The following is a 24,225-nucleotide window of genomic DNA, read 5'->3' on the forward strand; positions in this document are numbered from 1 at the left end:
TAGTGCGCGCTCCACAAGCCGCGACAGGAGCCAACACGCCATGGCCGACATCAAAGTAGGCATTATCATGGGCAGCCAATCCGACTGGCCCACCATGAAAGAAGCCGCCACTATCCTGGATGATCTGGGCATCGAATACGAGGCCAAGATCGTCTCGGCCCACCGCACCCCGGACCGGCTGTGGACATACGGAAAATCCGCCGCCGACCGCGGGTTGCAGGTGATCATCGCAGGTGCCGGCGGTGCTGCCCACCTGCCCGGCATGGTCGCCTCCAAAACCCGCGTCCCCGTTGTGGGCGTGCCGGTCCAGACCCGTGCCCTGTCGGGTGTCGACTCGCTCTATTCCATCGTGCAGATGCCCAAGGGCTTCCCGGTTGCCACCATGGCCATCGGCTCCGCCGGTGCTGCCAATGCGGGCCTGATGGCCGCAGGCATCCTGGCGCTGCAAGACACAGATCTGGCCCAGCGCCTGGATGACTGGCGCGAGACCCTGTCTGCCTCCATCCCCGAGGAACCCTCCGATGACTGAAGCCCTGCAGCCCGGCGCCACCATCGGCATCCTCGGCGGCGGCCAGCTCGGCCGGATGCTCTCGGTTGCGGCCTCCCGCCTCGGCTTCAAGACCCACATCTTTGAACCCGGCACCAACCCGCCCGCGGGCCATGTCGCCGACCAGGTGACCACCGCCGGCTATGAAGACGCCGAGGCCCTGGCCGCCTTTGCCGCATGTGTCGATGTGATCACTTACGAGTTCGAAAACATCCCGACCTCTGCGCTGGACCTGCTGGAATCCCAAAAACCGATCCGCCCGGGCCGCGAGGCGCTGCGCATCAGCCAGGACCGGCTGACCGAGAAAACCTTCCTGCAGGACCTGGGCCTCAAAACCGCGCCCTTTGCCGATATCACCGATCAGGCCAGCCTCGACGCCGCTTTGGCAGAAATCGGCGCGCCGTCGATCCTGAAAACCCGCCGCTTCGGCTATGACGGCAAGGGCCAGGCCCGCATCAAGGCGCCGGAAGACGCAAGCGAGGCGCTCGCCGCAATGGCAGGCGCGCCTTCGATTCTCGAAGGTTTCGTGACCTTCACCCATGAAGTCTCGGTCATCGCCGCCCGCGGCACGAAAGGTGAGATCGCCTGTTTCGACCCCGGCGAAAACGTCCACCGCGACGGTATTCTGCACACCACCACCGTGCCTGCCCGCCTGAGCAAGACGCAGCGCATGGATGCGGTGCTGATGGCCGGCAAGATCCTGAACGCGCTGGAATATGTCGGCGTTCTGGGGGTGGAGCTGTTCGTCACGCCTGAGGGTCTGATCGTCAACGAGATCGCCCCGCGGGTGCACAACTCCGGCCACTGGACCCAGAACGGCTGCACCGTCGACCAGTTCGAACAGCACATCCGTGCGGTGGCCGGCTGGCCGCTGGGTGATGGCCAGCGCCATTCGGACGTGGTGATGGAAAACCTGATCGGCGCCGACGTGGACCGCATCCCCGAGCTGGCGAAAGAACCCGATTGCGCGCTCCACCTCTATGGCAAGGCCGAGGCCAAGCCGGGCCGCAAGATGGGTCATGTGAACCGGGTTGTGAAAGGGCAGGACTGATGGATTGGGGCTCTGCCCCAAACCCATGCCCGACTTGGGGCTCCGCCCCAAACCCCGGAGGTATTTTTGACCAGAAAGAAGCGGCAGGCGGCCTCAGGTGATGCCGTTTTTGATTGTCTCCGCGTTCATCCAATGCACATCAGTCTGCACATGACCCGCGCGGACATACTTGGCCAGAAGCGATTGCATATCCGCCTCGGCAAACCCTCTGGCGGCGCGGACCACAAACCCCTCCTGGGCCTCCAGATCCAGCCCGGCAATGGTCCCCTGCAGCACCTGCCCGGATAGAGGTCCGCGATACAGCACCGGCACGCTCACAATCCCCAGCTCACCGAACCGGGACAGTGTTTCTTCCCAGGGCTGGATCACGCCGTTTACGATCCAGGCGAACCCAAGAAAATAGCTGGGCAGCGAAGTGTAAGCAATGGCGTGGCGGGCATAGAGATACTCCCCGGCAATCCGCTCCCCCTCCGCCAATGCCGGGGAAATACCGGCGGCATAGGCTTTCATCCAGTCCCGTGACGGGTGATACCGTGCATCCGGGCTGCGCGGATGGCAGCCGCCGGAATGGATCGTTGTGTTTTCCCCATCCATCTTTTCTGTGATGACCACCTGCGGTTCCGCCATCAGCGCAGAGGTATCCAGCATGATCTTGTCTTCACTGGTGGCACCGGGCGATTGCGGCAGATGAAAGGTGCGGCCGTATTTTCGGTTCATGTCAGCAAAATTCCACAAAAGGAAATGTCTTTTGGCCACCCCTATTGAGGCCACCAGCCTGCAGCAAGGCAGGGCGGTGAAAGCGGCCCCGCCGGTTTCACGCGCCGCAAAGAGGGCCTTCCGGCCTGATGCGCGGCGCCCCTCCGTCAAGCCAGGAAGCGGGCCGCAACATCCCCTGACAAATAGCTGACACGCCCGCCTGACAGGGTTGCCGCCACCCGCTGCGTTTGCTTCTCCAGCACCACAATGTCAGCCCTCTTGCCCGTCTCCAGCCGCCCGCGGTCCGTCAGCCCCAGCACCTGCGCAGGCCCCTCTGAGACCAGCCGCCAGGCATCTGCCAGATCCAACAGGCCGGTGCGTTCCAGCATCAGCGCCGCGCGGCGCGGGCTGGGGTAGTGATAGTCGGAGGCCAGCGCATCGCACAGCCCCATGGCAATCAGCTCCACCGCCGAGGCATTGCTCTTGTGCGAGCCGCCCCGCACCACATTGGGCGAGCCGAGGATCACCGGATCCCCTGCGCCCCGCGCAGCCTCGGCTGCCTCCAGCGTTTCCGGAAACTCGGAAATCCGCGCGCCGCGGCCGCGCCAGACGGCGCGGTCTTCTGCGGTTTGGTCGTCATGGCTGCCCAGCTGCACATTCTGCGCCGCTAATTCCGCACACAGCGCGTCCAGCCTGCCCGGCACCTCATCCCGGCGCGCATGCATGTCCTTCAGCATCTGCCAGTGGACCTCGGGGTTGCGCCCGGCTTTCAGCGCCTGGCCAGTGAGGCGCGGCGGCTTCTTGCCCTGGGACAGACGCTCATGCGGCAGGTGATCGTTGAGCACCACATACGGCACCTGCCACTCTGCCACTTTGGCGGCGAGGCCGGCGTAATCCTCCAGCATGTGAATCTCGAACCGCAGCTGCGGCAGCAAATCGGTCACCACAGAACTGCGCACCGCTTTGATGCCCTCGAACACCTGCGCCGCAAACTCCGGCCCGCGCAAACCGCCCTCCCAGGAGTAGAACTGCGCCAGCACCGCAGTTGTGATCCCGTTCGCAGCGAGTTCGGCCTCGGCGGCAACAACACCTTCGGCCATCTGCTTCATCGCGCCGCGGCGCGGCGCCAGGTGGCGCTCAAACCCGTCGCCGTGCAGATCCACAATGCCCGGCAGCACCAGATAGCCCGAGAGATCCACTGCCCGCCCCGCCTTTGCATCTGTCAGCAAGCCGCCAGCGATGGCGATCTCTCCACTCCGCTCCAGCCCGCCAGGGCGCAGCACATCGCCGCCTTGCAGCGTCAGCTCCAATGTCATTTCTCTGCCTCTTCACAGCCGCCCTTCAGCTGGCAAGCCTCGCCGATGATCTCTTCCACCGCCGCCAGCCAGCCTAGCGACGGCTCAAACCGCCCCTCCTCCAGGAAATGCAGCGCCTGCGCCATCACCTGCGGATTGTTCATCATAAAGGTATGAGTGACCGGCAGCGTCAGATGCGCCGCCATGCCTTTCGCCTTGGTGCTGGCGACCGAGACCTTGCCGTCATCCGCCCCGGGGATGAGCGCGGAGAACAGCGGGTTCAGCGTCTCGCTGCCGGCAATCACCCCCAGCTGAAAATCCACCGGCGGCAGCTGTTTCGGCAGGCTCTCCGCCCCGGTGCCGAGCTGCAGGCCCGCAGGGCCGTTCAGCAGGCCGAAAACCTCCCAATCGCCCAGTTCATCCACCAGTTCGCTGCCCTGGTTCGGCGGGCCCATCATCACCACCCGGCCCAGGTTTTGCGGATGGTTGCCCTGCAGCCAATGGCGCAGCAGGATGCCGCCCATCGAGTGGGTCACCACATGGGCTGTCTCTTTACCGCAGGCAGCAAAGGCCTCCGGCAAGGTTTCCTCTGCCAGCACCTGGATGGTCTCCCCGGTGGAGTCATAGCCTGGCCGCACAACGCTGTAGCCGCGCGATTGCAAGACCTCTCCGAGCACCGCAAAAGACGCCTCGCTGCGGGCCAGCCCATGCAGCAGGATCACACAATCTGCTGCAGCGGGCAGCGGCAGCAGCACCGCCGCAGCGGCCATCAGGGATTTCATCGCAATACGCATAGGCACCAGATAAGCGCAAACGGCGGGTGGTGAAAGCCCCTCAGCCGGCTTTGCCCGGCTCCTGCCGCGCGGCCCGCCCCGGCCCGCCCAGCACCACCAGCGCAATGCCGCCCAGCACCGCAACCGACCCGAACACCAGCCGCAGCCCTACGCTCTCGCCCAGCAGCACAGCCCCGGCAAGGATTGCAATCACCGGCACGCTCAGCTGCACGGTGGCCGCCACCGCGGGCAGCAGTTGCGGCAGCACCCGGTACCACAGCGCATACCCAAGCCCCGAGGTCACCGCACCGGAGACAACTGCCAGCAACACCCCGTACAGGCTCACCACTGTACCGCCACCCGCCAGCAGCAGCACCGGCATCATCATCACGCTGGACCAGGCGAAATTCACCGCCGTGGACACCAGCGGCTGCCGCGCTCCGCGCCCCAGCAAGCTGTAGACACCCCAGCCCAGCCCGCTCGCGGCCATCAGCAATGACGCGGTCAACGGAGTCCCGGCGCCTTCTGCAGGCCAGACCACATAGGCCAGCCCCAGAAAGGCGGCCACAGCCCCGGCGGCCTGGGCCAAACCCGGCCGGCTGCCGCGCACAGCTCCCCACAGGAACATCGATATCTGCACCACCCCGAACAGCACCAGCGCGCCCAATCCGGCATCAAGATCCTGATACGCCAGGGTAAATCCCGCCATATACAGCGTCAGCGCCGCCCCACCCCACAGCGAGGAAGGCCGCAGGACGCGCTCCCGGCTCCAGGTGTCCAGCCCCCGGATCCGGCACAAAGCCGCCAGGATCAGCGCCCCGGACACCAGCCGCCACAGGCCAAATCCGGTGGCATCCATATAGCCGCCGCCGACCGCGGCCCGGCCCAGGATCGAATTTGCCGCAAAGGCCAGCATGGTGAGAGAGACAAGCAGAAACAATCGCATGCGGTGCCAGCTACAATGGACCCGTCTGCCAGGCCAGTGAATTTTCCGTGTCAGCAGCAGGCTTGCGGCAGGCAGGCTTTTGTCCGGCCGGCAATACTCCCGCCGGAGGCAGGCCCGCACCGCGGGCCTTCAGCGGCGGTCCTGGACAAAATCCAGGTCCAGATCCGGCAACCGCTCCAGCGGATAGTCCGGGTGCAGGGTCCAGATGTTTTCGTGATCCAGCTCCAGCGGCCGCAGCGTGCCGCCCGGAAAAGCCCGCGTGCGCAGCGCCAGCGCGATATCCGACATCGCACCGGGGTTGTCGCGGAAATAGGAATGGCCCGCGCCTCCTGCGCCTTCCACCCGGATGAAATGCACCAGCCCCACTTTCTTCAGCGCGGCCAGTTCACCGGGAGCGAAATCCGACGCATCCAGCCGCCCGAACCGCGCCTCCTGGGTCAGGATCGAGGCAATGGCCAGCGCCTGATCATCCGGGTTGATATACACATTGACCTGCTCAAAAGCCGCAAAGACCCGTTCGCTCATCAGCCGCTGCCGCACAATGCCCACATCCAGATCCGGCGCCGCCAGGACCAGCGTGCCGGTCTTCAGCGTAATCTTGGGGCGCTTGCCCCGTCCGCGCTCGCGGATCACCAGTTCCCGCAGGGCCGTGGCCGCCACATCGGAGCCGCGGGAATGGGCGACGATATCGATATCCTCCACCTCCGGGACCGAGGCCAGCAAATCCAGCGTTTCCTTCAGATGAAAGACCGAAAAATCCCCGGCCTCCCGGTCGCGAAAGTATTTGAACAGGCCGGAATTGCCCGCCGGCCAGGAAAACGCCATCGGCACCGAGCGGCGCCCGGAGTAATGCCAGATATTGGCCAGGGTGGTCAGCGCCTCGTCAAAATCATTGTTGAACCCATGCACAAACAGCAGGATACGGCCGGTTCCGGCGCGCCGGACCTCCGCCGCCACCGCCTTGCGGAAAGCGGCTGCATGGGCGGCATACTCCCGTTCCGCCTGCGCCTCAGTCACAACCCGGCCGCCGCGCCGCTCAGCCGCAAGCGGTGTTTTAGAAAACCGGATCCCGTCGCGGAACCCCGCCACCTTCAGCCGCGGCAGCCGCCCGCCGCGCCCTGCATGGGTAAGCGCCACCAATTCCGGCCAGTCCGCTACCCGGGTGAATTGCACCTCTGCGGTGCCGAACCCCATCGAATCCGAGCGTTCCGCCAGATAGGTGACCGACCCGTCGCCATTCAGCCGCTGCGAGCGGTTGGTGACATAAAGCAGCCTGGGCGCGACCGTGCGCTGCGCCTCCGGAACCCGCTCCGCCTGGTAATTGCGCCCTGTTGAATACAGGTTCGGCGGCTTGGCCAGCCGGTCCACCGGCGACACCCCGCAGCCTGCAATCAGCAGCGCCAGCAAGAGCCGGGCCAGGATCCGCCCTGCCGGTTTCTGCATCCGCCGATCCCTCCCTGTTGCGCGCTCCTCAAATAGCTAGCCCGCAAGATCCTGTCCGGCCACTGAAAACTTCGTGTCAGCAGCCGCCGTCATGAAACGCCCGCGGGTAGATCAGCTCTGCCTCGGGCACATCCACGCCCCGCCGCAGGATCAGCGTGCAGTCCAGCGGATAGGGGCTGATGAGCTTTTGCGCCCGCTCCAGGCTGAAGCCGTACCGGCCGTAAAAGGAGGGCTTGCCAAGGACAACGATGGTTTCCGGCAGACGCTCCTGCAGGCCGGCTGGAAACACCTCATAGTAACTTTGCAACTGCTGAAGCATCCGCGACCCGAACCGCCACGGCCCCCGGCACATTTGGTCCTTGAGTCCGGCTGCTTCCATGTTCGGATTACGCTCCGCCAGCCTGCCGCCCTGCCACTCGGGCCGCACCGCCATCGGCGCCAGGCAGGCCCAGCCCTCCGGCGCCTGCATCCGGCTCAGCGCGAAATAGCCGCCGATCCTGCCCTCCCAGGGTTTCCGGACTTCAAACAGCATATCGCCGTCCGCCCGCAGCTTCTTCACCAGCCGCGCTTCCGCCTCAGTCGGAAAAGCCGCCTTCAGCAGTGCATCCACTTCGTCAAAGTGCTCTTCATCGACCTCTGTCATGAAGTCCGGCCCAACAACCATTCCCGCCCCTCCCGCATTCACCTTTGCACAAATACTCGCGCCGCAGGCAGGCCCGCAAGGCGGGCCTTCTGCCTCCGTCAAAGACGAAAAGGGGCCGCCCGAAGGCAGCCCCAAATCTTGCAGTCATCAGCAGTGCGGCTTCCGGCAGATCGGCCTGAACGGCCAACCGCCTGTCGCCCCATCACAAATCCCAGCGGGATCTGTGATTACATCATGCCGCCCATGCCGCCCATGCCGCCCATGTCGGGCATGCCGCCGCCTGCAGCTGCGCCTTCTTTGGCGGGCTTGTCGGCAACCATGGCTTCGGTGGTGATCAGCAGACCGGCAACCGATGCTGCGTCTTCCAGAGCGGTACGCACCACTTTGGCCGGGTCGATGACACCGAATGCGAACATGTCGCCATATTCTTCGGTCTGCGCGTTGAAACCAAAGGCCGGGTCGCTGCTTTCGCGGACCTTGCCGGCAACCACTGCACCGTCAACACCGGCGTTCTCAGCAATCTGGCGCAGCGGCGCTTCGATGGCCTTGCGCACGATCACGATACCGGCGTTCTGGTCGGAGTTTGCGCCTTCCAGGGATGCCAGCGCCTTGCCGGCCTGAACCAGGGCAACACCGCCGCCGACGACAACGCCTTCCTGCACAGCTGCGCGGGTCGCGTTCAGCGCATCGTCGACACGGTCCTTGCGCTCTTTCACTTCCACTTCGGTCATGCCGCCGACGCGGATCACGGCAACACCGCCTGCCAGTTTGGCAACGCGTTCCTGCAGCTTCTCACGGTCGTAGTCGGAAGTGGTTTCTTCGATCTGAGCGCGGATCTGGCCAACGCGGGCTTCGATCTCGGCCTTCTCGCCAGCACCGTCGACGATGGTGGTCTCGTCTTTGGTGATTTCGATTTTCTTGGCCGAACCCAGCATGTCCATGGTCACGGACTCGAGCTTCATGCCCAGATCTTCGGAGATCACCTGGCCGCCGGTCAGGATTGCGATATCCTGCAGCATAGCCTTGCGGCGGTCGCCGAAGCCCGGTGCCTTGACAGCAGCAATTTTCAGGCCGCCGCGCAGCTTGTTGACAACCAGGGTTGCCAGCGCTTCGCCTTCAACGTCTTCCGCAATGATCAGCAGCGGCTTCTGCGACTGGATCACCTGCTCCAGCAGCGGCACCATCGCCTGCAGCGAGGACAGTTTCTTTTCGTGCAGCAGAATCATGCAGTCTTCGAGCTCTGCAATCATCTTGTCGGCGTTGGTGACGAAGTAGGGCGACAGGTAGCCGCGGTCGAACTGCATGCCTTCGACAACAGTGGTCTCGGTTTCCAGACCCTTGTTTTCCTCGACGGTGATCACGCCTTCGTTGCCGACTTTCTGCATCGCGTCAGCAATCTGCTGGCCGATTTCAGCTTCGCCGTTGGCAGAGATGGTGCCGACCTGTGCGACTTCAGCGGAGTCTTTGACTTCGCGGGCCATCTCTTTGATGCCTTCAACAACCTTCGAGGTTGCCAGGTCGATGCCGCGCTTCAGGTCCATCGGGTTCAGACCGGCAGCAACCTGCTTCAGGCCTTCTTTGACGATCGCCTGGGCCAGCACGGTGGCGGTGGTGGTGCCGTCGCCGGCTTCGTCGTTGGTGCGGGAAGCAACTTCCTTCACCATCTGGGCGCCCATGTTCTCGAACTTGTCTTCCAGTTCGATCTCTTTAGCAACCGACACACCGTCTTTGGTGATGCGCGGCGCGCCAAAGGATTTGTCCAGAACCACGTTGCGGCCTTTGGGGCCCAGGGTCACTTTCACGGCGTCAGCCAGAATGTTGACGCCTTTCAGCATACGGTTGCGGGCATCGGTGTCGAATTTGACGTCCTTAGCAGCCATTATTCACTCTCCTAGAGAAATTCTTGTGTTTCGCGATGGATGGGATCAGAGCAGCCGGAGGGCTTACTCGATGATGCCCATGATGTCGCTTTCTTTCATCATCAGCAGCTCTTCGCCGTCGACGGTGACCTCGGTGCCGGACCATTTGCCGAACAGGATCTTGTCGCCGGCCGAAACAGCCATTGCGATCAGCTCGCCGCTGTCCTTACGTGCGCCTTCACCGGTCGAGACCACTTGGCCTTCGCTCGGCTTTTCTTTTGCGCTTTCGGGGATGATCAGGCCGCCCGCGGTTTTTTCTTCGCTTTCGGTGCGACGGACCAGTACGCGGTCATGAAGCGGTTTCAATGCCATCTTTGCAGCTCCTTAAAGGCTCAAAGGTTGTTATCCTTTGCCCCGCTCCCTGGCAGGGCAGTTATCACTCACATCTGCTGAGTGCTAACGAGGGGAAGCTAGGAATGCCCCCCTTCCTTGTCAACACGGAATCAGCAAAAAAGTGAGGGCGCCGGAGCGCCCTCGGTTTTCTTCGAAATTCCGCCTATGCGGCCTTGTCTTTCAGATGCGGGAAACTGTCCTTGAAACGGCTGAATTTATGCGCGCCGCAGGTCACCGGCACATAGCGCGCCGGGTTCTCCGCGCTCACGCATCTGTCCAGCGGCTGAACCACCGCATCCGCATCCGCATCAATAAAGAACGGGATCGAATACCGCTCCCGCCCCGAGGCATTCACCACCCGGTGCAGGTTGGCCAGATACAGATCATTGGTCAGCCGCTGAATCAGATCACCGATGTTGATCACAAACGTCCCGGCAATCGGCGGCCCCTCAATCCAATCCCCGTCGCGGTTCATCACCTGCAAACCGCCCACATCATCCTGCGCCAGGATGGTCAGGCTGCCGTAATCCGTATGCGCGCCGATCCCCATCACGCTCTCATCAATCTGCCCCTGCTGCGGCGGGTAATGCAGCAGCCGCTGGATGGTGATCGGATCCTGCATCTTCGGGGCAAAGAAATCCGCCTCCAGATCCAGGCTGACCGCGATTGCCTGCATCAGCCGCTGCGCCAGGCCCTTCATCTCCTGATGATAGCTATAGACCGCGTGCTGAAAGCCCGGCCGCGCCGTTGGCCACTGATTGGCACCAAAGAACGGCGCGGTGCCGCCCGGGCATTCCGGCCCGATGTCAAAGCATTCCTTCAGGTCCTTGGTTTTCTTCGGGTCGGTGTTCTCGCCAAACACCTCGATATAGCCGCGCAGGGCCAACCCGGACTTTGAGATGTGCAGATCCATTTTCTCCTGCTGCGGCAGATCAAAGAACGCCCGGGTCTCCTCAAAGGCGCCGTTCACCACGGCCTCCGGCACCCCGTGGTTCTTGACGTAAAAGAACCCCGCGTTGGTCAGCGCCCAGCGGATGTCCTTGGCCACCTCGAACAGCCTGCCGCCCGTGTTCAGCGCGCTGATGTCGATCACCGGGATCTTGTCAAAGGAAACCCGCTGCGCGCGCAGACGGTCCTGCAGCCGGTCGATGTCCTGATGTGCCATTGCTGTCTCCCCTCTTGCAAAGCTGGGGCAGTCATCGGCTGCCAGGGCCTCTGGCTCAACAGGGAAAAAATACGCACAAGGTGAATCAGATTCATCTGATAGATCTTATTACAGCTAATTTTAAAGCGCTCTTGGGGATTTATACTGCGTCATTAATTCACCCGAAACGGTCTACGGAGCGCCTTCCTCCCAGCTTTCCGCCCAATGCACCAACCCTTCCCGGCCCGCATCGGTCAGCTGGTAAATGCCGGTCTCCACCCGCTCGAACCAGCCATAGTGGTTCTTGGCCATCAGCTGCGTCGCGCGGGCAACGCCGGTGGCCTTAGCCACCTCCGCGCCCTTGCAGGCACCAGCCCCGGCCAGATGCGCAGCACAGGCCAGCGCATCCTGACGGTAGGCGGTGACAATGCCATGCCGGGTCGCGCCGCCCGCATTGGGATCGCCGCGCAGGGTCTGAAACTCGCGCAAAAGCCGCGCCTGCTTCTTCTTCGACTTGCGCGGGGCATAGGGGCCGGGATCGCAATGCACCTCGGCGCGGCCGTCCGCCAGCACCGTGATCAGCCCCAGCCCCAGACGGCGGCAGAGGGCCAGATTGTCCCTCATCATCCGCCGCGCCTGCCGCCCCGCGGGCCGAGGCACCGCGACATAGACGTGATCAGAAACCGAGAGCCGGGCAATCGCCTGATGGAACAGCGACAGCGAAAACTTCAATTTCAGCTCGACAATCACCGGAGGCCCATCACCGCGGACACCCACCACATCGGCGGCGCCCACTTCGCCCTTTACCTCATAGCCCTGCCCTTCCAGCAGCGCCTTTACCGGCGGGTACAGCTGATCCTCGCGTTCCATCGCCCATGACTGGCAGGTCGCGCCGCCGAAGGCAATCCGCGCCCCGGATTTGCAGCGCAGACGCAGGGTTTTGCATTGCCGCCCCCGGCGCCGCACCCTAGGGTCATACATCCAGGCTATCGCGCCGGAACCGGGGAAAGGGCTTAGAATGAAACCGATTGCACTTGCACGCGCCCTGACACTTGGCTTGACACTTGGCCTGGCCCTGCAGGCGCCTGCCGCCTTGGCCGCCTGCCGCGGCATCGACTACCGCGACCACCTGCCCGCCGCCACCGAGGCACGGCTGGAGCGCGAGATGGCCGCCACCCCGTATTCGCGCGGCAACCACTGGGTCGCCACCAAGGGGAACCGCACCATTCACGTGATCGGCACCATGCATGGCGGCGATGCCCGCATGGCCAAGGTGATGCGCACCCTGCGCCCGGTGCTGGCGCAGGCAGGCGCCATCTATCTGGAAACCTCCGACTCCGATCTGGAACGCCTGGACCGGATGCCTGATGAGCTGGCCCGCAGTTTCCTGCTGCCCAAAGGCCAGGAATTGCGGCACCTGCTGCCCCGCGACGCCTGGGAGCGGTTCCAGCTGACGGCCCAGGTGACCGGCGTCAATCCGGAAACCATGAACCGGATGCAGCCCTGGGCAATTTCGATGTTTGTTGTGCAAAGCGGCTGCCGCCCCTACGGCTTTGGCCTGCGGCGCGGACTGGATGACCGGATTGCCGATTTCGCGCGGCGCAAGCGGATCCCGCTGGGGGCACTGGAAACCCCGGAACAGGCGCTGGCGGCCATTGCCAGCCTGCCGCTCAGCGATCAGGCCCGGATGCTGGCGCTGGAACTGGAACTGGTGCAATCCGGCAAACCCGAGGATGCCACCCCGGTCGAGGCCTATTTCGACCAAAGCGTCTGGACCTCCTTTGTCCTCGCCCCCTGGATCAGCGCCCAGTACAGCAGCTTCTCCGGCGCCGAAACCGCGCGGCTGTGGCGGCAGTACAACCGCCGCCTGCTGGATCAGCGCAACCAGCGCTGGATGAAACCGATCCTGGCCGCCCGGCACGACCGGATTGCCGTCGCCGTCGGGGCCGCCCATCTGCCTGGCAAAAACGGCGTGCTGAACCTGCTGAATGCCAAGGGTTTCAGCCTCGCTCCGGCGCCGTGGTAAGGCAGCCCTCGCCCGCACTCAGATCTCAGGACCCTCCCGTTATGCGGCTCTTCCTTTCCCTGCTTTTCCTCTTGCTGCCCGCCTCGCTGTGGGCGGCCTGCACCGGCACCGACCTGCGCACCGCCCTCACCGCACCGGACCGCGCCCGTATCGAGGCCCGCACCGCCGCTGTGCCCTTTGCCGAAGGCAACCACTGGATTGCCCGGCGCGGCGCGCGCACGCTGCATGTGATCGGCACCCTGCACATCAACGATCCGCGGATGGAGGCCATCACCGCCCGGCTTGCTCCGCTTATGCGCCGAGCCGATCTGCTGCTGATGGAGGCCAGCCCCGCCGACAAAGCCGCGTTCGAGGCCGAGCTGGGCCGCACACCGTCGCTGATGCTGATCACCGACGGCCCCAGCCTGATCGACCGCCTGCCCGCCGATGAGTGGCAGGCCCTGGCCGCCAAGGTCCGCAGCCATGGCATGGCGCCCTGGATGGCGGCCAAGATGCGTCCCTGGTTTCTGGCGATGGCGATGGCCTTCCCGCCTTGCCTGCGCCGGGACAAAGATATCAAGCGGGGCCTCGATGTGCGGCTGAGCGAGCTGGCCGAAGAGGCCGGTATTGCCCGGAAGTCGCTGGAAGATCCGATGAGCGTTATCCGGATGATGGACGCCGACCCGCTGGAGGAACAGGTCCGCCAGCTGCGCGCCTTTACCGCCATGATGGGCGGTGGCCAGGACAGTTTCATCACCACGGTTGAGGCCTATTTCGACCAGCAAGCGCTAAGCGCGCTTTACCTGAGCGAGCGGGACTTCCTGCAAAGCGGCGCCCTGACCAGGGCGGAGCGCGAAACCCTGTGGGCAGAGGCAATGGACGGGTTGCTTGACCAGCGCAACCGCAGCTGGATCCCGGTGATCGAAGCGGCCAAGGGCGACCGCATCGTGGTGGCCGCCGGCGCCTTGCATTTGCCGGGCGAGGCCGGCCTGCTGAACCTGCTGCGGCAAGAGGGCTACAGGCTGGAACGCGCCCCGTTCTAGGCACAACGCCGCATTGCAGCAGCTGCGGGGTGACAAGCCTGCGCGCCAGCCCTATAAGGCGCGCAAATCTCCCCTTTCTGACCGCATGAGTGAACAGGACAGCCCCATGACCATCCAAGTTTTCGGCCATAAATCCCCCGACACCGATTCCACCGGCTCCCCGATCATCTGGGCCTGGTACCTGAACGAGGTGAAAGGCACCGCTGCCGAGCCCAAGCTGCTGGGCGAGCCGAACACCGAAGCGGCGTTCATGCTGCAGCGCTGGGGTTTTGAGAAGCCCGCGATCATCGCCGACGTGGCTGACGATGCCGCCGTGGTGATCGTGGATACCAACAACCCGGCCGAGCTGCCCGCCAATATCAACGGCGCCGATGTGCAAGCGATCATCGACCACCACAAGCTGGTCGGCGGCCTGGAAACCAAAGGCCCGATCGACATCACCATCCGTCCGCTGGCCTGCACCGCCACCATCATGCACGACCTGATGGGCGATGACGCCGCCAAGATGCCGGACGCGATCAAGGGTGCTGCACTGACCTGCATCCTGTCCGACACGCTGGAATTCCGCTCCCCCACCACCACCGCGCATGACAAGGCCGTGGCCGAAAAACTGGCCGGTGAGCTGGGCATCAATATCGCCGATTACGCGGCCGAGATGTTTGCCGCCAAATCCGACGTCTCTTCCTTCTCGGACGCAGAACTGCTGCGCATGGACTCCAAGGAATACGCTGTCGAGGGCACCAAGTTCCGCGTCTCCGTGCTGGAAACCACCGCACCGGCCGTGGTGCTGGACCGCAAGGCCTCGCTGATGGAGACCATGACCTCCGTCGCAGCCGAGGACGGCGTTGACCAGGTGCTGCTGTTTGTCGTCGACATCCTGAACGAGGAAGCCACCCTTCTGGTGCCGAACGACCTGGTGAAGACCGTCGCCGCCAAAAGCTTTGGTGCCGATGCTGCCGGTGACGCCGTGGTGCTGCCGGGCATCATGTCGCGCAAAAAGCAGATCATCCCGAACCTGAAAGTCTAAGCGCCGCTGCCGGCCCGGACAGCAAAAGGCGCCCCGCAGGGCGCCTTTTTTCTTTGCGGGAGGAGATTTTTCCGTGACCGGCCCGCTGTTGCCCTGCCGACATCACAGCCCGGAGGCGGCGGCTGGTCTTGCGGAGCAAGCGTGCCCGGCTGTTTCCGCTGATCTTTTTCTCCGCGTTGCGGCCGGCGGGCAGGCGCCATCCACCGTTACCCAGCGATCCCGGAAGACCCTCAGGCAGACCGGGCCTGAGGCGCATCCTCTGCCGGGGGCCAGACTTCGCTGCCATCATTGAAATCCTCCCAGCGGGTGCCATCAAAGCCGGCGTCATCAGCATCCGTCACCGGCTGCGGCGAATCAGCTGGCGCCGACACCGGGGCAGCAGGCTGATCCGCCCAGGAGTCCGCCGGGCGAGCCGGTTGCGCCGCCGGCGGGCCGTCGCGCAGGACAAACTGGCCGACCACCTGATTCAGCCCCACGGTCTCATTGTTCATGGCGCGGATCGCGGATCCGGATTCCTCGACCATTGAGGCATTCTGCTGGGTTACCGAATCCAGCTGGGAAACGCCGATGTTGATCTCGTTCAGCCCCTGTGCCTGTTCGGCGGACTCACTGGAGATACCCGAAACCAGATCAGCAATATTGGTCACCTGGCTGACGACGGTCGTCAGCGCCTTGCCCGCGCCGTCCACCTTCTGCACCCCGTCCTGCACATGCGCCGTGCTGGCACTGATCAGCGTCTTGATTTCATTGGCCGCATCCGAGGACCGCTGTGCCAGCGCCCGCACTTCGGAGGCCACCACCGCAAAGCCGCGTCCGACCTCGCCTGCCCGCGCCGCCTCAACCCCGGCATTAAGCGCCAGCAGATTGGTCTGGAAGGCAATGTCGTCAATCACACCGATGATCTGCGAGATCTGGTTCGAAGAGTTTTCAATCTCATTCATCGCGGCAATTGCGCCTTCGACAACGCGGCCGCTGTTTTCAACGTCCGAGCGCGCGGTTTCCACCGCGGATTGCACCTCCTGCGCATTACGCGCCGATGAATTGACACTCGCGGTCATTTCTTCCAGCGCCGCTGCGGTTTCTTCCAGCGTGGCAGCCTGGCTTTCGGTGCGGCCCGACAGCTCCTCAGAGGCGGTCTGGATCTCATCGGACTGCCGCTGAATGCGGGCGCCTGCCTGAACCACGTCGGCCATCAGCTCATTCAGCTTGTCGACGGTCTCATTAAAGTTCACCCGCAGCGGATCGTAATCGGCGCTGAACTGTTCAGTGATCCGGTCGCTGAGATCGCCCTCGGACAGCCGCTTGAGGCCGCTGCGCAACCGGTCGATGACCTGTTCGCTTTCTTCGCGCAGGGCGTTCTGCTCGTCCAGCGCGGAAATAACCCGGCCCGACACCGCATCGATGTCCTTGGCAATTTCACCGAAATCATCGGCGCGCATCCGGTCGGCAACCTTAAGCCCCAGATCGCCTTCGGCCACTTCCCGCAGGGCCCCGCGCAGCCGGGCAATCGGGCGTACAATCGTCAGGGTCACCTGCCGCGCATTCCGGGCAATCACCAGCAGCGCCGCTGCCGAAAACCCGATCAGCAGGTACAGCAGCTGCATGTCATGGGCCCGCGCCTGCTGTGCAGTCTGTTCGGAAAACGCCTTGATGTCCTTGCCCAGCGGCGCCAGCAGCTGATTGAGAGACTCATACTGATCTTGCAGCTTGGGCAGCGCGGCCTCAGCGGCGCCAGTATCCGTATAGGCCAGTCCTTCGACAACCAGAGCTGCCTGAATGAAAGCCTCTGCCGCAGGAGCAAGCTCTGCCACTTTGCGGCGGATTGCATCGGACATTTCGGCCTTTTGCAAGGCCGCGGCCGAATCCCGGAGGCTTTGAATGTCGCGGGCAAGCTTGCCCTGCAAGTGCTCCTTCTTGGCGGCCGGCCCGTCCGGCCCGACCAGCAGGGCATGCACCACGCCGGCCTCGATCGCATCGTGCATCTTGTCAGCCATCAGCTCATGGCGGACGACCGCCGTGGCATTGATTTGCCGTTCAAGTTCAAGTTCGCTTTGCCACAGGCTGTAGACGGACATCGCCGCAAGCACCAGGACAGAAACAGTCGAAACCACACCGGAAATGACCAGCCGTGTTTTTATCGGAAGATTACGGAACATCACTAACACACCATTGAGTTGCCTAACGCTCACCTTATGGGGGAGTTCTTAAGAAAACCTTGGACTTTCAGAATTGTAAAACCGCAGGGTGTGCCAGGCAGAGTGCAAAGGCGTTGCGGCGGGGGCGCGGCGCAGGGGATTTTCCGGCCGCTGGCGGATCCTGCCGCACCGCCGCACTGGCCTTCCGGTGCCGCCTCTGCCATAGCTGGGCCAGCAGAATATTCACGCGCGAGAAGGCCCGGCCATGACCCAGATCATCAACTCCCTGTCCGAAGTCTCCGGCCGTTACAAGGCGCTGTTTGTCGATCTTTGGGGCTGCGTGCACAACGGGATCACCGCCTTTCCCGACGCCGTAGCAGCGCTGCAGGCCTACCGGAAGCAGGGCGGCATCGTGGTGCTGGTGACCAATTCACCGAAGCCGCGCGCAGGCGTGGCGGCGCAGCTGGGACAGTTCAACGTGCCCGATGATGCCTATGACACCATCTCGACCAGCGGCGACAGCGCCCGGGCGGCGATGTTCACCGGCGCTGTGGGAAACAAAGTCTATTTCATGGGGGAATGGGAGCGGGATGCGGGCTTTTTCGAGCCGCTGCATGTGATCCATGAACCGGTGGAGATTACCCGCGTGCCGCTGCGGGAGGCCGAAGGCATTGTCTGCTGCGGCCCATTCGACACTATGGCGGACCCGGAGGTGAACCGGGCGGATTTCCTTTACGCCAAGCAGATGGGCATGAAGCTGTTGTGCGCCAACCCTGATATCGTGGTCGACCGCGGCGAAAAGCGGGAATGGTGCGCCGGTGCCTTGGCGCGGCTCTATACAGAAATGGGCGGCGAGAGCCTGTATTTCGGCAAGCCGCATCCGCCGATCTATGATCTGGCGCGGCGGCGTCTGACCGAACTGGGCCATGACTTTGCTGATTCCGAGATACTTGCGATCGGCGACGGGCCGCATACGGATATTGCCGGCGCCATGGGCGAAAGCATCGATTCCCTGTTCATCACCGGCGGGCTTGCGGCCAGAGAGACAAAGACATCGGTCCAGCCGGACGCGGACGCGCTGCAGGCCTATCTGGCGCAGGAACAGTCTGCACCCACATATGCCATTGGTTTTCTGCGGTAAAACTGCCGGCGCCAGCCCCCTGCCCGGCACGGAACACGCTCTGCTCTGAACAAGCCCCGCCCAAACCGGCGGGGCTTTCTTATGTCAGAAACCTCTTGATTTTCTGCAGCTGCAAAGTAATAAAGTTGCGCAAGCGGCCAATCCGGCGCGCAAATGTTACAACGCCAAGCGGTCAATCCACGCAATCAGGCCAGATGATCAGGCCGGGGATCAGGACCAGGCGAACGGAGGATGAAATGTTGGACAACATGCCGCGCGGAACCATCTGCATTGAAGACATCGAAATGGGGATGGTGCGTTACCTGCGCAAGGTCATCACCGATGAGGACATCGAGAAGTTCGCCGAAGTCTCGACCGACCGCAATCCGGTGCATCTGGATGATGAATACGCCCAAGACACCATTTTCGAGGGCCGCATCGCCCATGGGATGCTGACCGCGGGGCTGATTTCAGCAGTGATCGGCGAGCAGCTGCCCGGCCATGGCACCATCTATATGAGCCAGTCGCTGAAGTTCCTGGCCCCGGTGCGCCCGGGCGACATGGTGCTGGCCGAGGTCGAGGTGACCGACATCGTGATCGACAAACGCCGGGTGAAACTGGAGTGCCGCTGCATCGTCGACGGCAAGAAGGTGCTGGTGGGCGAGGCGATGGTCATGGCGCCCTCGCGCAAGTTCGACTGAGCCGGGTGCCGGCTGCACAGTCTGCATCAGCCAGCAGTTTCGGCCGCCGGGGGCCTTTTGCCCTTGGCGGTTTTGCTTTGCTGGTCTGTTTCGTTTCGTTCCGTTTCGCGCTGATCCGGTAAAGGATGGCGGCGCCGCCGGGTGGAGTTGGACAGACCCCGCGGGGCCCGCTCGGACAGGATTTCCTGAGCGACCCCCTTTTTATCAGGGCCGGTCTCCGGGTGATACGCAGGCAGCCTCACAGATGCCTGCGCCTTGTATCATGGCCCATGCGCGGGGCCATGGCGGGTGATCGATCGCTTGGCAGTGTGTTTGATGAGCGTGAGGATCACGTGAATGGGGCGTACGGTGGGTGTGCAACGGGCAGTCAAAAGCCCAGTTGAAAATACCAGCTTACTGAAGAACCTGACCCAAGAGGCAGGCCTCGTTCTGATTGCCTGCATTCCGGGCAACGCTGTCGGCAGATTGCGCTCTGCACATTGATCCTGATGTAATCGGCCTTAGCTTTTCCCCGATGCAACCCGCGGAGTCAGTAGCATGGTAAAACGAACAGCAACATGCCGATGCGGCCAGTTATCCGCGACCTGTGAGGGAGATCCGGTCCGTATTTCGGTGTGCCACTGCTTGGAGTGCCAAAAGCGATCCGGCAGTGCCTTTGCGACTCAGGCCCGATGGCCAGAGGCCAATGTCACGGTTTCCGGGAAGTTCGTGGTGTGGGAACGGACTGCAGACAGCGGGCACAAAGCGACCTATCAGTTTTGCCCTGACTGCGGCTCGACGCTGGCCTTCGTAATTGAAGGCTGGCCGGGTGTCATAGCTATTCCTGTAGGCGCCTTTGCAGACCCGCAGTTTCCTGCACCGCGCTTCTCGGTGTACGAGCACCGGAAGCATTCATGGGTGAAGATTCCGGGTGATGACGTTGAGCACTCATCGGATCCAAGCATCGCCTTCACCCAAGGCAAGCTACCGGCCAAGGAAGAGTGACCGGCAAGTTTTGCGGCTGCCGTTTGCGGGCTCAATCCGGACGTATGCCGGCAACACACCGGCAGGTGGTCGGTGATTGTCAGGAAGGCGCTGCCGCCTCCACCCGCAGGGGCTGGTCCAAGGAGAACACCAGACAGCACTTCAAACCGCCGAAGGCCGGACACCGGAAGCGGCCTTGCACTCTCCGTGTGCTCGCCCGCCCGCGGAGGGGTTCTGTCCGGCTTGTGACACCCCCTGCCACTGGCCGCTTGAACCGGCGCCGCGGTGCGGGTACGGATGCGCCATGCGTATCGTCAGAGATTATGAATTCGTCGAAGACCAGGACCGGGGCGCCACCGTCGCCATCGGCAACTTCGACGGCGTGCATCTGGGCCATCAGTCGGTGATCGAACTGGCCCGCGATGCCGCACCCGGGGCGCCCTTGGGGGTGATGACGTTTGAGCCGCACCCGCGCGAGTATTTTGCGCCCGAGGCGCCGCCCTTCCGCCTGATGCGGGCCGAGACCCGCGCCCACCGGCTGGAGAAGCTGGGGGTGGAGCGGCTTTACGAGCTGAACTTCAATACCGCGCTGTCGAGCCTGACGCCGGAGGAATTTGCCCGCGACGTGATCGCCAAGGGGCTGGGGCTGGCGCATGTGGTGGTGGGCGCTGATTTCTGCTTTGGCAAGGGGCGCGCGGGCAATGCCAAAGACCTGCAGCGGTTCGGCGCAGAATTCGGCTTTGGCGTCACCATTGCGCCGTTGATGGAGTACTCCGAACACGCGGTCTCCTCCACCGCGATCCGCAACGCGCTGAGCGAGGGCCGCCCGGCCGACGCCAAGGAAATGCTGGGCCACTGGCACCGCATCGAGGGCGTGGTGATCGGCGGCGAACAGCGCGGGCGCGAGTTGGGCTTTCCCACGGCGAACATGTCGATCGAAGGGCTGCACCAGCCGCGGTTCGGGGTCTATGCGGTGCTGGTGGACGTGCTGGAGGGGCTGCATGCGGGCAGCTATCTGGGCGCCGCCTCAATCGGGGTGCGGCCGATGTTTGACGGCGTGGTGCCGAATATCGAAACCTTCCTGTTTGATTTTTCGGGCGATCTTTATGGCGCGACGCTGTCGGTTGCGCTGGTGGCCTTTCTGCGGCCGGAGCTGAAATTTGACGGGCTGGAGGCGCTGATTGAACAGATGGACGCAGACTGTGCCCAGTCCCGTGAACTGCTGGCGGCGCTATGAAACCTGAAAAAGACGTCATCGACCGGTCCGGCCTGGGCAAGCGTTTCTGGGAGAAGAAGCCGCTGGCCAAGCTGAACCAAAAGGAATGGGAAGCGCTGTGCGACGGCTGCGGCAAATGCTGCCTGAACAAGCTGGAGGACGAGGAGACCGGTGACGTGGCGCTGACCCGTGTCGCCTGCCGCCTTCTGGATGATGCCAGCTGCCGCTGCGCGCAATACCCGATCCGCCATCAGTTTGTGCCCGAATGCATCGTGCTGAAGCCGGAAAACCTGGATACCCACGCCTATTGGATGCCGGAAACCTGCGCCTACCGGCTGTTGTGGCAGGGCAAGCCGCTGCCGGAATGGCACCCGCTGCTGACCGGAACGCCCAACAGCGTGCATGAGGCCGGAGTGTCGGTGCGCGGCTGGACTGTGTCCGAATTCGAAATCTCTGAAGACGAGTGGGAAGATCACATCATCGAAGAGCCTTTGGGCTGACTGCAGCCTGGGATGGGGCGCATCCCGGGCAGGAGTTGCAGCGCATCCCGCTCAGAAACAAGGATCAAGCTTAATGCATTTTGCCTCTGACAATTCCGGCCCGGTGCCGCAGCAAATCCTGGATGCGCTGGCCAGGGCCAACCAGGGCTATGCCATGGGCTATGGCGCGGATGCGGAAATGGCCGAAGCGGCGGCGAAAATCCGCGAGATTTTTGAAGCGCCTGAGGCCGAGGTCTATCTGGTGGCCACCGGCACGGCGGCCAATGTGCTAGCGTTGTCGACCCTGGCGCAGCCCTGGCAGACGGTGTTTTGCACCCGCCCCGCGCATATCCTGCAGGATGAGTGCAACGGGCCGGAATTCTTCACAGGCGGCGCCAAGCTGACGCCGGTGACGGATGCGGACAAGATGACGCCGGACACTTTGCGCGCTGCGATTGAGGGCGAAGAAGTCCGCGGTGTCCACGGGCCGCAGCGGGGGCCGGTGTCGCTGTCGCAGGTCACCGAACTCGGCACGGTTTATTCGGTACCGGAAATTGAAGCGCTGGGGGCCGTGGCCCGCGACTACGCGCTGCCGGTCCACATGGACGGCGCCCGCTTCACCAATGCGCTGATTTCGCTGGGCTGCACGCCTGCCGAGATGACCTGGAAGGCCGGCGTATCGGCGCTCTCTTTTGGCGGCACCAAGAACGGCTGCCTGGGGGTTGAGGCAGTGATTTTCTTCGATCCCGGCCAGGCGCAGGAGTTCGAGTACCGCCGCAAGCGCGGCGCGCATCTGTTTTCCAAGCACCGGTATCTGTCGGCGCAGATGTTGGCCTATCTGACCAATGACCTGTGGCAGGACAACGCCCGCACCGCCAATTCGAATTGCGCGATGCTGGCCGAGGGGCTGCAGGCGGCGGGCGCCCGGTTCACCTATCCAGCCCAGGCCAACATGATCTTTGCCGCCCTGCCCCGCAGCACCCATCAGCGGCTGTTTGAAGCGGGCGCGGTCTATCATCTGTGGGACGGGCCGTTGCAGGGGCCGGAAGATGAGCTGGTCACCGCCCGGTTTGTCTGCGACTGGTCGGTTCCGCAAGAGAGTATCCGGGCGTTTCTGTCGCTGCTTTGAGGTCATAAGGCGGCTTTACCCCCAGCCCTGACAGATCGGGCGCCGCCCGTTCGAGCCTGAAAGGGTCCACCGGGTCCGCTCCCGGACGGCCCTCACCCCCCCCCGAGTATTTGAAACCAGAAAGAAGCAACAGGTACGGTTTCAGCCGCCGCCTTGCGCCCAGAGCAGCGCGTCCTCCAGCCGGTCATCGCCCCAGAAAATCTCGCCGCTAACGGCAAAGCTGGGGGCGCCGAAAATGCCTAGTGCCATAGCTTCCTCTGTCGCCTCTGACAGCGCCCGGATGACCGGCTCCGATTGCGCCGCCGCGATCGCGCGGGCCGGATCCTGACCGGACGCCTCCAGACTGGCGGTCAGGTTCGGGTCCTCCCCGGCGGGCTGGCCTGCCTCAAACCAGCAGCGGTAGGCGGCCTGGGTATAGGCTTGGCTCCAGCCTTCGGCCGCGCCCAGGGCGGCCACTTGATTGGCCAGCACCAAGTCCGGCAGCGGGTAAGGCGCCGGCAGCCTGGGATGAAACCCGTAGTGCTGCGCGCGGCGTTCGATGTCGCGCCACATGTAGGCGGTCTTTTCCGGCTTGTCCTTGAACGGGACGTTGTTCTGCACCGTCATGACGTGGCGGACGTTGAAGGGGCGCCAGCGCACGGACACGCCGGCCTGGGCGGCCGCATCCGTGATCCGCATTACTGTGAGGTAGCTGTAAGTGCTGCCGATCGAATACCAGAAATCCAGTTCAGGCATGTAACCCTCCCGCCATTTAACCAACTGGCACTCAGTATAGGACCGGACCTCGCAGAACGAAAAGGCCGGCACAGGTGGACGCGTCAGAACTTGCCGTTATCGTTTTTCCAGTCACTGCGCGGTGGGATGCTTTCAACCGTGTCCCAGTGTTCGGCGATCCTGTCTGACTCAATGCGGTAAAGGTCATAGAAGCTGGTATGGGCGCCGTTCAACCGGCCCTCGCTGGCACAAAGCACAAAATTGCCCTCGGCCAGCACCCGGTGAAGGTGCTGGTACCGGATACAGGGTTTGCCGTTTTCCGCAACTTGCAGCGCGTCTCGCAAGGCCGGCAAGCCGTCCGGCAGGTCCGGGCTATGCTGAATAAGATCTGCAGCGGCATACTGCGGCAGCAAATCCAGCTGCCGCTTGATCAGCACCTGTTCAGTGAAATTCCGGACCAAGGCGCGGTTGCTTTCTGTCTGGTTCAGACCAGTGATTTCGCTGGTGCCGTCCTGCATGCCCCGCCCTGACGGGTTCGGCCCGCGCAGAGGCTGGATATTGTCCCAATGCTCCACCGCCCGGCCGTTCTCGAAACGGAAGACTTCAAACGCCGCCCGCAGCGAGGAGAAGTCGTATTCGATATGCGCAAAGGCGAAATCGCCATCTTCGAACACCCGCTTGAACGTCACCTTAGGAGAGGTTTTGGCAAGACGCGCGAATAATTCCGCCAGACCCTCGCTGCCCTCGTGGGTCTGCGGGTTGTGCTGGATGTATTTCGCCTCGTTAACGACGGCGGCAGCGGCGGGGTCGCCGGTTTCAAGCCCTTTGAGGAGCGTTTTCAGCAGGTTCTTTTTCGATGCCATCCGTGTCTTCCCTTCGGTTGCTTTCCCGGTTGCTGCCTTC

At 63.4% G+C, this 24,225-nt stretch carries 24 protein-coding genes; 11 read left to right on the plus strand and 13 right to left on the minus strand.

Annotated elements, in window-relative coordinates; genetic code table 11:
- Nucleotides 1–40 precede the first annotated feature (40 nt).
- On the plus strand, nt 41–529 hold the full coding sequence (gene purE / locus A2I95_RS15525; protein WP_291730795.1) for a 5-(carboxyamino)imidazole ribonucleotide mutase: 489 nt from the start codon (nt 41–43) through the stop codon (nt 527–529).
- The gene (locus A2I95_RS15530) at nt 522–1,598 is read left to right on the plus strand and encodes a 5-(carboxyamino)imidazole ribonucleotide synthase (protein ID WP_291730797.1); all 1,077 of its coding nucleotides are present in this window, start codon (nt 522–524) and stop codon (nt 1,596–1,598) included. The genes purE and A2I95_RS15530 overlap by 8 nt, the downstream gene beginning before the upstream one ends.
- Nucleotides 1,599–1,691: 93 nt before the next feature.
- On the opposite strand, the gene A2I95_RS15535 is transcribed toward A2I95_RS15530, so the two are convergent.
- From A2I95_RS15535 to A2I95_RS15580, 10 genes are all read right to left on the minus strand, one after another.
- Nucleotides 1,692–2,315 carry an RNA ligase family protein gene (locus A2I95_RS15535; protein WP_291730798.1) on the minus strand — a complete coding sequence of 208 codons (624 nt, stop codon included), beginning with the start codon at nt 2,313–2,315 and terminating at the stop codon, nt 1,692–1,694.
- Between the two features lie 146 nt (nt 2,316–2,461).
- Nucleotides 2,462–3,610 carry an alpha-D-ribose 1-methylphosphonate 5-triphosphate diphosphatase gene (locus tag A2I95_RS15540; protein ID WP_291730800.1) on the minus strand — a complete coding sequence of 383 codons (1,149 nt, stop codon included), beginning with the start codon at nt 3,608–3,610 and terminating at the stop codon, nt 2,462–2,464.
- Nucleotides 3,607–4,383 (minus strand): alpha/beta fold hydrolase, encoded by a 777-nt coding sequence (locus tag A2I95_RS15545; RefSeq protein ID WP_291730846.1) that lies wholly within the window; start codon nt 4,381–4,383, stop codon nt 3,607–3,609. Before A2I95_RS15545 ends, A2I95_RS15540 begins: the two co-directional genes overlap by 4 nt.
- 40 nt (nt 4,384–4,423) lie before the next feature.
- Complete coding sequence (locus A2I95_RS15550) at nt 4,424–5,308, minus strand: DMT family transporter (RefSeq protein ID WP_291730802.1); 885 nt, start codon at nt 5,306–5,308, stop codon at nt 4,424–4,426.
- Nucleotides 5,309–5,437: 129 nt separating this feature from the next.
- Entirely contained in the window at nt 5,438–6,751 is a 1,314-nt protein-coding gene (locus tag A2I95_RS15555) for an alpha/beta hydrolase (RefSeq protein WP_291730804.1), read from the minus strand.
- 76 nt (nt 6,752–6,827) lie between these two features.
- On the minus strand, nt 6,828–7,415 hold the full coding sequence (locus A2I95_RS15560) for an N-acetyltransferase (RefSeq protein WP_291730805.1): 588 nt from the start codon (nt 7,413–7,415) through the stop codon (nt 6,828–6,830).
- A gap of 206 nt (nt 7,416–7,621) precedes the next feature.
- A complete protein-coding gene (groL, locus tag A2I95_RS15565; RefSeq protein ID WP_291730806.1) occupies nt 7,622–9,274 on the minus strand; it encodes a chaperonin GroEL in 1,653 nt (550 codons plus the stop codon).
- A gap of 63 nt (nt 9,275–9,337) precedes the next feature.
- Nucleotides 9,338–9,625, minus strand: a complete 288-nt coding sequence (locus tag A2I95_RS15570; RefSeq protein WP_027258120.1) for a co-chaperone GroES — start codon at nt 9,623–9,625, stop codon at nt 9,338–9,340.
- A gap of 184 nt (nt 9,626–9,809) precedes the next feature.
- Entirely contained in the window at nt 9,810–10,811 is a 1,002-nt protein-coding gene (locus A2I95_RS15575) for a 2-oxoglutarate and iron-dependent oxygenase domain-containing protein (protein ID WP_291730809.1), read from the minus strand.
- Nucleotides 10,812–10,982: 171 nt separating this feature from the next.
- Nucleotides 10,983–11,660, minus strand: a complete 678-nt coding sequence (locus A2I95_RS15580; protein WP_291730848.1) for a DUF2161 domain-containing phosphodiesterase — start codon at nt 11,658–11,660, stop codon at nt 10,983–10,985.
- Between the two features lie 148 nt (nt 11,661–11,808).
- On the opposite strand from A2I95_RS15580, the gene A2I95_RS15585 reads away from it, so the two are divergent.
- The 3 genes from A2I95_RS15585 to A2I95_RS15595 all read left to right on the plus strand — a co-directional run bounded on the left by A2I95_RS15585 (nt 11,809) and on the right by A2I95_RS15595 (nt 14,865).
- The gene (locus A2I95_RS15585) at nt 11,809–12,816 is read left to right on the plus strand and encodes a TraB/GumN family protein (protein ID WP_291730811.1); all 1,008 of its coding nucleotides are present in this window, start codon (nt 11,809–11,811) and stop codon (nt 12,814–12,816) included.
- Nucleotides 12,817–12,857: 41 nt separating this feature from the next.
- On the plus strand, nt 12,858–13,838 hold the full coding sequence (locus A2I95_RS15590) for a TraB/GumN family protein (protein WP_291730813.1): 981 nt from the start codon (nt 12,858–12,860) through the stop codon (nt 13,836–13,838).
- 106 nt (nt 13,839–13,944) lie between these two features.
- On the plus strand, nt 13,945–14,865 hold the full coding sequence (locus tag A2I95_RS15595; RefSeq protein ID WP_291730814.1) for a manganese-dependent inorganic pyrophosphatase: 921 nt from the start codon (nt 13,945–13,947) through the stop codon (nt 14,863–14,865).
- 230 nt (nt 14,866–15,095) lie between these two features.
- On the opposite strand, the gene A2I95_RS15600 is transcribed toward A2I95_RS15595, so the two are convergent.
- Nucleotides 15,096–17,021, minus strand: coding sequence for a methyl-accepting chemotaxis protein (locus A2I95_RS15600; protein WP_291730816.1), 1,926 nt, complete (start codon nt 17,019–17,021; stop codon nt 15,096–15,098).
- A 244-nt stretch (nt 17,022–17,265) separates the two neighbouring features.
- Between A2I95_RS15600 and A2I95_RS15605 the strand changes: the two genes are divergently transcribed.
- From A2I95_RS15605 to A2I95_RS15630, 6 genes are all read left to right on the plus strand, one after another.
- Entirely contained in the window at nt 17,266–18,141 is an 876-nt protein-coding gene (locus tag A2I95_RS15605; RefSeq protein ID WP_291730817.1) for a TIGR01459 family HAD-type hydrolase, read from the plus strand.
- A gap of 236 nt (nt 18,142–18,377) precedes the next feature.
- Complete coding sequence (locus tag A2I95_RS15610) at nt 18,378–18,821, plus strand: MaoC family dehydratase (RefSeq protein ID WP_291730819.1); 444 nt, start codon at nt 18,378–18,380, stop codon at nt 18,819–18,821.
- 537 nt (nt 18,822–19,358) lie between these two features.
- Nucleotides 19,359–19,805: a GFA family protein gene (locus A2I95_RS15615; protein ID WP_291730820.1), complete on the plus strand. Its 447-nt coding sequence runs from the start codon at nt 19,359–19,361 to the stop codon at nt 19,803–19,805.
- Nucleotides 19,806–20,088: 283 nt separating this feature from the next.
- Entirely contained in the window at nt 20,089–21,021 is a 933-nt protein-coding gene (locus A2I95_RS15620) for a bifunctional riboflavin kinase/FAD synthetase (protein WP_291730821.1), read from the plus strand.
- A complete protein-coding gene (locus A2I95_RS15625) occupies nt 21,018–21,500 on the plus strand; it encodes a YcgN family cysteine cluster protein (RefSeq protein ID WP_291730822.1) in 483 nt (160 codons plus the stop codon). Before A2I95_RS15620 ends, A2I95_RS15625 begins: the two co-directional genes overlap by 4 nt.
- Before the next feature lie 73 nt (nt 21,501–21,573).
- Entirely contained in the window at nt 21,574–22,608 is a 1,035-nt protein-coding gene (locus tag A2I95_RS15630; protein WP_291730823.1) for a low specificity L-threonine aldolase, read from the plus strand.
- A 141-nt stretch (nt 22,609–22,749) separates the two neighbouring features.
- Here the strand turns inward: A2I95_RS15630 and A2I95_RS15635 are convergent, their stop codons facing one another.
- Complete coding sequence (locus A2I95_RS15635; protein WP_291730825.1) at nt 22,750–23,343, minus strand: 2-hydroxychromene-2-carboxylate isomerase; 594 nt, start codon at nt 23,341–23,343, stop codon at nt 22,750–22,752.
- An 83-nt stretch (nt 23,344–23,426) separates the two neighbouring features.
- Nucleotides 23,427–24,185 (minus strand): nuclear transport factor 2 family protein, encoded by a 759-nt coding sequence (locus A2I95_RS15640; protein ID WP_291730826.1) that lies wholly within the window; start codon nt 24,183–24,185, stop codon nt 23,427–23,429.
- Nucleotides 24,186–24,225: the final 40 nt, after the last annotated feature.

This window comes from Leisingera sp. F5 (assembly GCF_001593695.1).